Source organism: Streptomyces sp. L500 (genome assembly GCF_054551825.1).
Window position 1 is genome coordinate 106038 of record NZ_JBTOLC010000008.1, and the last position, 11334, is coordinate 117371.

The following is an 11334-nucleotide window of genomic DNA, read 5'->3' on the forward strand; positions in this document are numbered from 1 at the left end:
ACGCTAGGGGGCGTATAGGTCAGGTCATGTCCTAGATGCCTGCCACCCTGGTGAGATGACGGACACCCCGGCACGGCTGCTGAATCTGCTCTCTCTCCTCCAGACACCTCGCGAATGGCCCGGCAGCGAGCTCGCCGAGCGGCTCGGCGTCAGCTCCCGCACCATCCGGCGGGACATCGAGCGGCTCCGCGACCTCGGCTACCCCGTACAGGCAACGATGGGGGCCGAGGGTGGGTACCGGCTGGCGGCCGGAGCCGCCCTGCCGCCGCTCGTCCTGGACGACGAGGAGGCGGTCGCCATCGCGGTGGGGCTGCGCGCGGGCGCGGGCCATGCCGTGGAGGGCATCGAGGAGGCGTCGGTGCGGGCCCTGGCCAAGCTGGAGCAGGTGCTGCCGGCCCGGCTGCGGCACCGGGTCTCGGCCCTGCAGGCCGCGACCGTGCCGCTCACCGGTGGCGACGGCGCGACCGTCGACCCCCACACGCTGACCGTGATCGCCTCCGCCGCCACCGGTCACGAGCGGCTCCGTTTCGCGTACCGCAAGGGTGACGGCACGGAGACGAAGCGCCTGGTGGAGCCGCACCGGCTGATCAGCACGGGCCGCCGCTGGTATCTGGTGGCGCATGACGTCGAGCGCGACGACTGGCGGACGTTCCGGGTGGACCGGGTGAGCGAGCCCTTCGCGACGGGGGCCCGCTTCGCCCCGCGCGAGCTGCCGGTGCCCGACGCGGCGGAGTACCTGAAGCGGTCGATGGCCGGGCTCCAGCCGACGTACCGGCTCGTGGTCACGTTCCACGCCCCGGCCGAGTCGGTGGCCGCCCGGCTGCCGAACTGGCTCGGGGTGCCGGAGCCCGTCGACGCGACGACGTGCCGGCTGGACGTCACCGCGTCGGACTCCGTGGAGTGGGTGGCGCTACGGCTGGCGATAGTGGACTGCGAGTTCGAGGCGCACGAGCCGCGCGAGCTCGTGGACCACCTGCGCGAGCTGGGCGCCCGCATCGGCAGGGCGGCGACGGCCAGGTCCTGAGCCCCCGCGCACACGGCGAACGCGTGGGCGAGGCGAACGCGTGGACGAACATAAAAGGGCCCCGGCGCAAGGGGGGGAGATGCGCCGGGACCCGGCCTGCTGGCTTATAACCAGATTAGACCCGTTTAGGCCGCCGCGTCGAACCCTGTGGCGTGTGCCATTTTCTTCAGTTCCAGCAGCGCGTGCTTCTCGATCTGCCGGATGCGCTCACGCGTCAGCCCGTGCTGCTTGCCGACCTCCGTCAGGGTGCGCTCGCGCCCGTCCTCGATGCCGTACCGCGCCTTGATGATCGACGCGGTGCGCTGGTCGAGGCGGCCGATGAGATCCTCCAGCTCCTCGCTGCGCAGCAGCGCGATGACCGACTGTTCCGGCGAGACGGCGGAGGTGTCCTCCAGCAGATCGCCGAACTGGGTCTCGCCCTCGTCGTCCACGGACATGTTCAGGCTCACCGGGTCACGGGCCCAGTCGAGCACGTCGCCGACGCGCTCGGGCGTGGTGCCCAGCTCCTCGGCGATCTCCGCGTGCTCCGGATCGCGCCCGTTCTCGCGGTTGAACTCGCGCTGCACCCGGCGGATGCGGCCCAGCTCCTCCACGAGGTGGACGGGGAGCCGGATCGTACGGGACTGGTCGGCGATCGACCGGGTGATGGCCTGGCGGATCCACCACGTCGCGTACGTGGAGAACTTGAATCCCTTGGTGTAGTCGAACTTCTCCACCGCGCGCACCAGGCCGGCGTTGCCCTCCTGGATCAGGTCGAGAAGGGGGAGGCCACTGCGCGGGTAGCGCCGGGCGACGGCGACGACGAGGCGGAGGTTGGACTTGATGAAGACGTCCTTCGCGCGGGCGCCCGCGGCGGCTATCGCCGCCAGCTCCTCGCGCGACGCCTCGCCCGCACGGTCCCCGCCGGCCTCCAGGCCGTCCAGGATCTGCTGGGCGTAGACGCCCGCCTCGATGGTCTGCGACAGCTCGACTTCCTCGGCGGCGTCGAGCAGGGGTGTACGCGCGATCTCGTCGAGGTACATGCCGACCAGGTCGCGATCGGCGATCTCCCCGCCTGTGGCGCGAACACTGCTTGCCTCGCCAGTCCGCTGTGCGGTGGTCTGACGACGGGCGACGGCACGGGTTGCCATGCGTACTCCCTTGCGATGAGACGTGTCGCGGGATGGGCCAGGTGCCCCGGGGGCACTCCGTCCGAAGTAAAGAACGGCCGGAATCCGGACAGAATTCCCCAGAGGCGTCTTCTTTTTATGGATCATGCAGTACCCTGTCCGGCCGCACGGCGGGTACGCGTGGTGACGCGGGTCGGGGAAGCGCAGGTCAGCCCCGGTGGGGCGGCCCGTCCCACGGACCTCGTGCGCCCCCGCGGCCACGACGTCCTTGAGACGGCCGTCACATCGCGGCCACCCCGCTCCTACCCCGCTTCCTCACCCCCAAGGACGCCGGTCATAGGTCACCGGTTGCCCGGGAAGGCCCGGAAGGCCGGTTTCCTGGCGGCTTCGGCCGGGCCCGTGACGGCGTGATCGAGTTGCCCCGGCGATGGGGCGGGTGTGCCCTGGTGGACAGAGCGAGAGGAGCCCGCCATGACGCACTCGATCCTGCCCGGCCGGCACCACGCCCACGAGGGACCCGGCCCCGTCCCCCGCACCGGCCATGTCCGCCATGAGCGCACCGCGCCCACCGCCACCTGGGCGGTACCCGTCATCGGCGGCTTCGTCCTCGGCCTCTACACGGTCTTCCTCGCCCACGACAACGGCTTCGGCGAGCTCCAGGGCTGGATGCTGGGGCTGGTCGCGGCCGTGGTCTCGGCGGGCCTGGGCTATCTGGTGATCCGCAACCGCGGCAAGATGATCACCGAGGCGCGCGCCGCCGCGTTCGGGGCGCTCTTCGGCGTCTCCATGGGTTTCCTGCGCAGTCTCACCCAGGTCTCGGTGCTGGAGTCCTCCTGGATCGGCCTGATCTTCGGCGTGTGCATGGGCCTCGCCTCGTACTACGTCTTCTACTGGCACGAGCACTGAACGGACGGACGGAGTACCCGCGACCTACGCCCGGGGAGCCATGGGGCGTAGGTCCGGCGACCGTTCCGCCGGGGCCGCCCCCGCTCCTACGGTGAGGCCATGACCGCCATCACTGAGGACGGCACACTCGACGAAGCACTGCAGCGCGTCCACTCCACCGGCCCCGAACTGTCCCAGGGCTGGCTCTCCAACCACGCCCCCATGGCCGTGGAGGCCCTCGCCCGCCACGGCCAGGCCCGCACGGTGCACCGCTGGCTGGACGCCTACCGCCACCGGACGGACGAACTGCCGTCCGCCGCCCTGACGATCACCGACGACAACTGGCGCGAGGCACTCGGCGACCCCCGCCACCTCGGCTCCTGGATCACCCACTTCACCCGGCTGACGACCGAACTCCCCTGGACGGACGTGCTCACCGCATGGTGGCCGCGGCTGCTCCCCGGCATCATCGCCGGCGCCACCCACCCCGTGATCCGCGTCGGCCACGCCGTCCGCACGCTCCTCACGGACGGCGAGACCGCGCCCCGCACGGCCGAACTCGCCCACGCCCTGGGCTACTGGGCCGCACGCCACCAACCGCTGCCCGTCACCGTCACCCTCTCCGGCGGCGCGGGCCCCCACCGCGCGCTGGACGCCGTACCGTCGCTGGCCGTCCAGGAGGGCGGCGTCCTCGACCGCCTCGCGCGGCTCCCCGCCGCCGAGGGCTGGCCCGCCGCCGCGAGCGGCCTGCGGCGGCCCGCCGGCCCGGACGACGCGCGCGACCTGCTGACGGAGCTCGTCCGCGCCACGGTCGCCCGCTATCCGCGCTACGCCCACGGCGACGCGGTCATGCTCGTCCACGCGGCGACCGCGCCCAACGCCGTCCTCCGCGTCCTTCCGGCGCTCCCCCGCTCCTTGTGGGTGCCCAGCCTGACGGCGGCGTGGGAGGCGAGCGCGGTCATCACGGCCGCGTACGCACCGGCGCGGCCGGTGTTCCCGGCGGCGCCGGGGGCCGCCACGATGGAGGAGTCCTTCGCGCTGGCGGCGGCGCACGGGGACGCGCACGTCATCAAACTCGCCGACACGGCGTGGGACGTGGGCGGCCCGGCCGCCCTGGCCGCGACGGCCCGCGCATGCGAGCTGATCGAACCGGGGGCCGGCTGAGCGACCGGAACTCCGAGGGGGCTCCCCCTAGTCCTCAGCCCAGTACGGCGGCTCCTCGTCCGGCCACGGCACCTCGTCCTCGCCCACAGCCTGCGCGGGCACCCGCGCAGGCTGTGGGGCCGGAGCAGAAACCGGCACAGGCGCCGGGGCAGGCGCAGGCGCCGGGGCCGGGGCGGCCGCCTCCGGGACCCCGCCGTGCTCCCCCAGCACCCCCAGAATCCCCTCCCCGTACTTCGTCAGCTTGCTCTCGCCCACGCCGCTCACCCCGGACAGCGCGTCCAGCGACCCGGGCCGCGCCGTCGCGATCTCCCGCAACGTCGCGTCGTGGAAGATCACATACGCCGGAACGCCCTGCTCCCGGGCCGTCGCCGCGCGCCACGCCCGCAGCGCCTCGAAGAGCGGCACGGCCTCCGCCGGCAGGTCGACGGGAGCGGCGCGCTTGCCGGACTTGGCGGCGCCCGTCGACGACCGCGCCGGCTTCGGCTCGCGCCGCAGCGACACCGTGCGGCGCGAGCCCAGCACGTCACCGCTGGCCTCGGTCAGGACGAGCGTGCCGTAGTCGCCCTCGACCGCGAGCAGCCCCTGCGCCAGCAACTGCCGTACCACGCCTCGCCATTCGGCGACGGAGAGCTCCGTGCCGATGCCGAAGACGGACAGCGTGTCGTGGTCGAACTGGATGACCTTCGCGCTCTTCTTCCCGAGCAGGATGTCGATGATGTGGCCCGCGCCGAACTTCTGCCGCCGCTCCCGGGCCAGCCGGAGGATCGCCGAGAGGAACTTCTGGGCGGCGATCGTGCCGTCCCAGGTCTCCGGCGGGGTCAGGCACGTGTCGCAGTTGCCGCACGCTTCGGCGCTCGTCTGGCCGAAGTAGTCGAGCAGCCGCGCCCGGCGGCACTCGACGGTCTCGCACAGGGCGAGCATCGCGTCGAGGTGGGCGGCCAGCCGGCGGCGGTGCGCCTCGTCGCCCTCGGAGCCGTCTATCAGCTTGCGCTGCTGGACAACGTCCTGGAGGCCGTAGGCCAGCCAGGCCGTGGACGGCTGGCCGTCGCGCCCGGCGCGGCCCGTCTCCTGGTAGTAGCCCTCGACGGACTTCGGCAGGTCGAGGTGGGCGACGAAGCGCACGTCCGGCTTGTCGATGCCCATGCCGAACGCGATCGTGGCGACCATGACGATGCCGTCCTCGCGCAGGAAGCGCGACTGGTTGGCCGCGCGCGTCCGCGCGTCGAGGCCCGCGTGGTACGGCAGGGCCTCGACGCCGTGCTGCGCGAGGAACGCGGCGGTGTCCTCGACGCCCTTGCGGGAGAGGCAGTAGACGACGCCCGCGTCGCCCGGGTGCTCGGTGCGCAGCAGCTCCAGGAGCTGCTTCTTCGGGTCGTTCTTGGGCGCGATGCGGTACTGGATGTTGGGCCGGTCGAAGCTGGCGACGAAGTGCCGGGCTTCCTGGAGCTTCAGCCGGGTGGCGATCTCCGCGCGCGTCGCCTCCGTGGCCGTCGCGGTCAGGGCGACGCGCGGCACGTCCGGCCAGCGCTCGTGCAGCTGCGACAGGGCCAGGTAGTCGGGGCGGAAGTCGTGGCCCCACTGGGCGACGCAGTGCGCCTCGTCGATGGCGAAGAGGGAGATCTTGCCCCGGTCGAGCAGCCGCAGCGTGGACTCCACGCGCAGCCGCTCGGGCGCCAGATAGAGCAGGTCCAGCTCGCCCGCGGCGAACTCGGCCTCCACCAGGCGGCGTTCGTCCAGGCCCTGGGTGGAGTTGAGGAAGCCGGCCCGCACCCCGAGCGCGCGCAGCGCGTCGACCTGGTCCTGCATGAGGGCGATCAGGGGGGAGATCACCACGCCGACCCCGGGTCTGACGAGCGCGGGGATCTGGTAGCAGAGCGACTTGCCGCCGCCCGTGGGCATCAGCACGAGCGCGTCGCCGCCGCCGACCAGATGATCGATGATCTCTTCCTGGTCGCCGCGGAACGCGTCGTAACCGAAGACGCGCCGCAGGCAGCTCAGGGCCTCGCCGTCGAGGCTTCCGAGCTCTGCTGTGGTCTGTGTGGGGTCGGCCATTGCAGAAGTCTACGAGGCCCCGCCGACAGAACCCGGTGGATCAAGGAACTCCACACGAACGGGTGATCGAGTGATCGAGCGGATGATCAGGCGGAGGTCATCAGGCGGAGGCCACAACGATCACGCGACCTCTATCCCGTACTCCTGCACCAGCGCCTCCAGCCCGCCCGGGTACCCCTTCCCCCCGAGCACGAAGTCCCAGTCGCCGTTCGTCCGCCGCCGGAACGAGCCCAGCACCAGCGCGGTCTCGCCGGGCCGACCGTCCGAGACCTCCAGCTGCCCGAGCTCGGCCCCCGTCGCGTCGGCGAGGCGGATGCGGGCGTCGGTGAACTGGGAGAGGTCCGCCTCCGGGTTGACCTCCGGGTCTATGGCCGCGACCAGCACCAGCCGGTCGGCGGCGGCCGGCAGCTCCTCGAAGGCGACGCGCAGCGCGGCCTTGTCGGCGAGGGTGGGCTCCAGCGCCCGGACGGAGCCGTCGGGGGTGCGGGGGTTGTTGTAGAAGACGAAGTGATCGTCGCTGAGCACCCGCCCGCCGTCGCAGACCAGCGCGCACACGTCGAGGGCGACCCGCCCCGACCAGGACATGCCCAGCACGTTGTGGGTCTCCGGCCGGTCCTCGGAAGCCGCCCCGCCGCCCCGGGCCGGGCGCGGCGACCCGCCGCCGAGCCGGCCGCGCAGCCCGTGCTGGGCCAGCAGGTCCACGAGCTCCTCGCCGGAGACGAGCGTGAGCGGCTTGCCGTTGGCGAAGGCGTACGAGCCCGGGCCGAAACCGGAGGTCGTCACCAGGACGCCCTTGTTGGCGCCCGCGCCCTGCACCGTGCCGTACAGATCGCGCACGGCGGTCGGCGGGACGGTCTTCCGGTACCGCTTGACCTGCACGATGATCCGGCCGCCGCTGATCGGGTCGGGGTCCAGGGCCTCGACGTCCACGCCGCCGTCGTTGGAGCGGGTGGTCATCACCGCCCGCATGCCGCGCGCCCGGAACAGCTCGGCGACGAGCTCCTCGAACTCGATGGGGTCCATCTCGAAGAGGTCCGGGTCGTCTCCGCCGCCGTGGGAGACCACGCCGCGCCCGACGTCGCCCGGCACCCGTCCCGGGCGGACGGCGGCGAGCTGGTCGGGCCGGGCGGACAGCTGCCCGCCGAGGCCGTCGACGAGGCAGTCGACCGCGCTGACCTGCTCCAGCCGCAGGCCCGAGAAGACCGACCGACTCACCGTCAGCGAGGCCAGGACGATCTGCGCGCGGTGCCCGGTGGCCGGGTCGTGGTCGTCGACGAAGCCGTTGAGGGCGACGGACTCCAGGATCCCGAACTCGTCGGCCGCGAACAGCTCGCGCACCGCCAGCAGCACGCACTGCGCCAGCACGTCCCGGTAGGCGTTGCGGCGCTGGGTGACGGGCCGGGCCGTCTCCTTCTCCTCGTCCGCCGTCGGCATGTACCGCACCGACTTGATCTCGGGGACGATCCCGAAGCCGGGCAGCTCCCAGTCGAGGACGAGCTGCCGGGCGCCGGGGTCGTAGGCGGCGGCTATCTGGTGCGGGAACTCGTCCGGCCAGGCGGTGGAGGCGTAGAGCGCGGCGGAGAAGTACTCCACCACGGCGTCCGGGTCGCCCTCGCGCAGCGCGGTGATCGTCTCGCCGATGCCCGCGTTGTGCCGGCGGATGTCCGCGAGCGTGGCCGCGGCCCACTGGTCGTACTGCTGCCGGTAGGCCGCGAGCTGCTGCCGGCGCTGCGCCTCGGCGGCCTGGGCGGCGTGCCAGTCGTGCTCGTACTGCGCGCGGTTGCCGAAGCCGCGGTAGGCGTTCGGGTCGGGCATGGGCACCGGCTGCCCCAGGTGGCCGGGGTTGAACGGCTCCAGCCGCTCGGGCCGTTCCAGCGCGCTCGTCCGGAAGCCCGGCGCTCCGCACCCGGCGCTCAGCAGGTTTTCGAGCGCCGCCATCCGCGCGTCGAGCTCCTCCGTGCGACGGCGCGCCTCGGCCTCGCGCGCCTGCCGGTACGCCTGGCGCCGCTCACGGTCCTGGCGCGCCAGATCCCGCTCGTGCGCGCGCTGCTGCCGCTCCTGCTCGCGCTGCTGCTGCGTCAACGCCCGCTGCCGGGCCTCCTGCTGACGCTGCTGCTGACGCTGCGCCTCGGCCCATATGCTCATCAGCCCACTGGAGCGGCGACTCATCGGTTACGTTCCCTCCCCCGGCGGACTGCGCTTGCGTGTCGACTTTAGTCGGCTTGCGCGTGAATTGATCACCGCCTGGCGAAAGATCATCCCGTGGGCCGCCCCGGACGGCGGGATCGCAGCACGAACCAGCCACCGACCAGCGCGATCGTGCTGATGACCGCTGTGAGGACGATGGCGGTGAGGTGGGAGTCGCCGCCTGAGCGCGCGGATGCCTCCGGCGCGGTCCGGGCCGCCGCGCGCGGCGTCGTGTGTTGCGTCGTGTGGGGCGTCGCGGGCGCCGCTGTGTCGGCGGCGGGACGCGCCGGGGCGGCGGCCGGCACGGTGACGGTGGCCTCGCCGTGGCCGAGGTCGGGGAAGCCGCAGTGGAGGGTGACGGTCCAGTCTCCGGGCGGCAGCGACTCGTGGGTGGTGTAGGCGCCCTTGGCGCCGGGGACGGGCACGAGCACCCAGGGCCCCTGGGCGTGCCCGGCGGCGTCCTGGGCCGTAAGGGTGCCGGCGACCCGCTCGTCCACGGGGTCGCCGTCGTTCTCCCAGGTCGCGAGGGCCCGGATGTGGCCGTCCGAGGGCGGGCCGGGGACGGTGAGGCGGATCGTGTCGCCGTGCGCGGCGGCCGGGCCGGCGGCGCCCAGGGCGAGCAGGGCGCCGAGACAGGCGGCGGCCGTGCGGGGGCGGAAGGTCATCGTGCGCTCCGTAGGGGGAAGGGCCGACGGCCACCTGTGGGGTGTGGCCGTCGGCCCGGTTCAGGAGGGTCAGGTCCTCGGAAGGGTCAGGCCGTCAGGAGGCCTTGGCCAGCGTCCAGTTCTGGTAGCCCTGGCTGTTGCGCTGCTGGAGTTCCAGCAGCTGGCCGCCGTAGTACCAGCGGTTGCTGATGCCCAGGACGAGCTGCGAGCCCTGCGGCTGGAGGACGTACGAGCCGTCGGCCGCCGCGGTCAGCCGCCACTTCTGGGCGGACGTGTCGTCGCAGGACCGCTGCGCGACGTACTGGCCGGCCACCGCCCGCCCGTCGGTGCCCGGCTGGAGGCACTTGCCGGACTGGACGGACTTCAGGCGCACCGCGCCGCCGCCCGCGTTCTCGAACGTCCACTGCTGGTTGGCGTAGCCGTGGCGCTGGTAGGCGATGGCGACGGTACCGTCGGCGGAGGAGCTGCCCCACAGGTCGGCGGCCTGGCCGGTCAGGCCGTTGACCAGCACGTACTTGCCGCCGGGCCGGGTGGAGCCGGTGGTCGCCGCGAGGGTGCGGAAGGACGCGGCGCGGCCGGGCGCGGAGACCTTGCCCTGCCCGTCGCGCACGGCGACGGCGACCCGGTGGGCGCTGTCGGGCGCGAGCCGGGTGATCCGCAGGGCGGTACCCGTGACGTCGGCCAGCTTCTTGCCGTCGAGGAGCAGCTCATAGCCCTTGGCCCCGGCGACCGGGTTCCAGCCGACGAGCGCGGAGTCCGGGCCGATCTGGGTCACCTGGACATCGGGGCCGGTGGACGGGCGCGTCGGTCCGGACGTGGGGCCGGTGGTGGGGGTGGGAGTGGGCGAGGGGTTCGGGCCGGGGCCCTTGCCGGCGCCCGCGATGAGGAAGCGGTTGTTGGCGATGTTCCAGTGGGTGGCCAGATAGCTGCCCGGGCTGGGGTTGGTGTGGAAGTAGTCGTCGTGGTGGCAGTCCAGGCGCTGGTCGCCGCCGCGGTCGGGGCAGAGGATCTGCATCTGCGGGTAGTTGGGCGCGTCCGAGTAGCACATGATGTCCCACTCGTCGACGCAGTGCCCGGCGCGGCTGGTGTGGGGGGCGCTGTTGTTGACGGCGCCGAGGTTGTGGCCCAGCTCGTGGGCGGGGGTGCTGCCACCCCAGCAGCCGGAGTCGGTACGGCCGTAGGAGGGGCCGAAGTTGCTCATGTTGTCCTGGCCGGGGCGCTCGTCACCGTTGAAGGTGCCTATGCCGCAGTAGACCTGGGTGTCCGCGAAGAGCATGTACTTGCGGTCGCGGTGGTTGAAGCCCTTGGCGGCCAGCGCGTCGTTCGTCGCGCCGAACTCCTGGAGGGCGCCCGCGGGCAGCTCGACGTTCAGGACGGACGCGGTGCAGTCGGACTCGGTGACGTAGCGGACGTGCCGTTCGCCGCCGGTCTCCTGGGCGCTGGCGTTGTAGATGAGGTCGGTCTCCGCCGCCCACTGCTTGAACGAGGCGGCGTACTGGGCGAAGCGGTCGCGGCCGGGCGCGTGGACGTACAGCACCTGGACGCGGTTGCCGCTCGCGCCGTCGCCCTCGCACACCACGCGGGAGCCGGACGGGGCCTGCGGCGTGGTCGTGCCGCCGCCGGGGGCGGCCGGGGCGGCCACGCCGCCGGTGCGGGCGTCGAGGACGGGCTGGGCGCCGCGCAGCGCCTCGGCGGCCGAGGGTCCCCGGCCGCCGTCGCCGGCCGGGTCGGTGGACCCGGAGGCGGTGGCGCGGGCCACGGGCGGGGTGTCCTTGGCGATGTCGACGCCCTTGGGCGGCGCGTCCGGGCCGTGGGTGCACAGGCGCGCGGAGGAGACGCGGTAGACGCCGGCGCAGGGGTCGCCCTTGGGCGCGGGGTCGAGGCCGTCGTAGACCATGCCGCGCGACGCGTCGGACTTGGGCGCGGCGGTGAGGGGGGTGGGCGGTTCCTGGTGCCGGGGCGCGGCGGCGGGCACGATCGCGGCGTCGGCCGGGGCGCCCGCCTCGACGTCGGACGCGGGGCCGGTTCCGGTCCCGGTGCCGAGGGTGAGGACCCCGGCGGCGACGGCGGCGGCCGCGACGGTCGCGGCCGCCGTGAGTATCAGTGGTCGTCGTCCGTTCTTCTTCCGACGGTGGGTGGTACTGCGTCTGTCGCGTACGTGCTTGGAGCGCATGGGTGATCCCAACGGTCGTGGAGGGTGTGACGGGGCCGGGGCGGAAGGCCCCGGCGGAACCACGCGGCGGGCGCG

General features: G+C 73.3%; 8 protein-coding genes. 3 read left to right on the plus strand and 5 right to left on the minus strand.

The window, feature by feature from the left end:
• The first annotated feature begins 55 nt into the window (after positions 1–55).
• The gene (locus tag ACX9I7_RS11090; RefSeq protein WP_387568817.1) at positions 56–1024 is read left to right on the plus strand and encodes a helix-turn-helix transcriptional regulator; all 969 of its coding nucleotides are present in this window, start codon (positions 56–58) and stop codon (positions 1022–1024) included.
• Positions 1025–1149: 125 nt separating this feature from the next.
• On the opposite strand, the gene ACX9I7_RS11095 is transcribed toward ACX9I7_RS11090, so the two are convergent.
• A complete protein-coding gene (locus tag ACX9I7_RS11095) occupies positions 1150–2154 on the minus strand; it encodes a sigma-70 family RNA polymerase sigma factor (protein ID WP_126914583.1) in 1005 nt (334 codons plus the stop codon).
• Between the two features lie 450 nt (positions 2155–2604).
• Between ACX9I7_RS11095 and ACX9I7_RS11100 the strand changes: the two genes are divergently transcribed.
• Both ACX9I7_RS11100 and ACX9I7_RS11105 read left to right on the plus strand, forming a co-directional pair.
• The gene (locus tag ACX9I7_RS11100) at positions 2605–3039 is read left to right on the plus strand and encodes a hypothetical protein (protein ID WP_387568819.1); all 435 of its coding nucleotides are present in this window, start codon (positions 2605–2607) and stop codon (positions 3037–3039) included.
• Between the two features lie 99 nt (positions 3040–3138).
• Entirely contained in the window at positions 3139–4182 is a 1044-nt protein-coding gene (locus ACX9I7_RS11105) for a questin oxidase family protein (protein WP_459387188.1), read from the plus strand.
• Between the two features lie 27 nt (positions 4183–4209).
• Here the strand turns inward: ACX9I7_RS11105 and recQ are convergent, their stop codons facing one another.
• The 4 genes from recQ to ACX9I7_RS11125 form a co-directional block, all read right to left on the minus strand.
• On the minus strand, positions 4210–6234 hold the full coding sequence (gene recQ, locus ACX9I7_RS11110; protein ID WP_459387189.1) for a DNA helicase RecQ: 2025 nt from the start codon (positions 6232–6234) through the stop codon (positions 4210–4212).
• Between the two features lie 120 nt (positions 6235–6354).
• On the minus strand, positions 6355–8403 hold the full coding sequence (locus tag ACX9I7_RS11115) for a restriction endonuclease (RefSeq protein ID WP_459387190.1): 2049 nt from the start codon (positions 8401–8403) through the stop codon (positions 6355–6357).
• Between the two features lie 86 nt (positions 8404–8489).
• Positions 8490–9086, minus strand: a complete 597-nt coding sequence (locus ACX9I7_RS11120) for a hypothetical protein (protein ID WP_459387191.1) — start codon at positions 9084–9086, stop codon at positions 8490–8492.
• Positions 9087–9180: 94 nt separating this feature from the next.
• A complete protein-coding gene (locus ACX9I7_RS11125) occupies positions 9181–11259 on the minus strand; it encodes an RICIN domain-containing protein (RefSeq protein ID WP_459387192.1) in 2079 nt (692 codons plus the stop codon).
• Between the last annotated feature and the right edge of the window lie 75 nt (positions 11260–11334).

Excerpts from the sequence above, each read along its gene's own strand:
- ACX9I7_RS11090 (WP_387568817.1), top strand. The coding sequence starts at position 56 with ATGACGGACACCCCGGCACGGCTGCTGAATCTGCTCTCTCTCCTCCAG.
- ACX9I7_RS11095 (WP_126914583.1), bottom strand. The coding sequence starts at position 2,154 with ATGGCAACCCGTGCCGTCGCCCGTCGTCAGACCACCGCACAGCGGACT.
- ACX9I7_RS11100 (WP_387568819.1), top strand. The coding sequence starts at position 2,605 with ATGACGCACTCGATCCTGCCCGGCCGGCACCACGCCCACGAGGGACCC.
- ACX9I7_RS11105 (WP_459387188.1), top strand. The coding sequence starts at position 3,139 with ATGACCGCCATCACTGAGGACGGCACACTCGACGAAGCACTGCAGCGC.
- recQ (WP_459387189.1), bottom strand. The coding sequence starts at position 6,234 with ATGGCCGACCCCACACAGACCACAGCAGAGCTCGGAAGCCTCGACGGC.
- ACX9I7_RS11115 (WP_459387190.1), bottom strand. The coding sequence starts at position 8,403 with ATGAGTCGCCGCTCCAGTGGGCTGATGAGCATATGGGCCGAGGCGCAG.
- ACX9I7_RS11120 (WP_459387191.1), bottom strand. The coding sequence starts at position 9,086 with ATGACCTTCCGCCCCCGCACGGCCGCCGCCTGTCTCGGCGCCCTGCTC.
- ACX9I7_RS11125 (WP_459387192.1), bottom strand. The coding sequence starts at position 11,259 with ATGCGCTCCAAGCACGTACGCGACAGACGCAGTACCACCCACCGTCGG.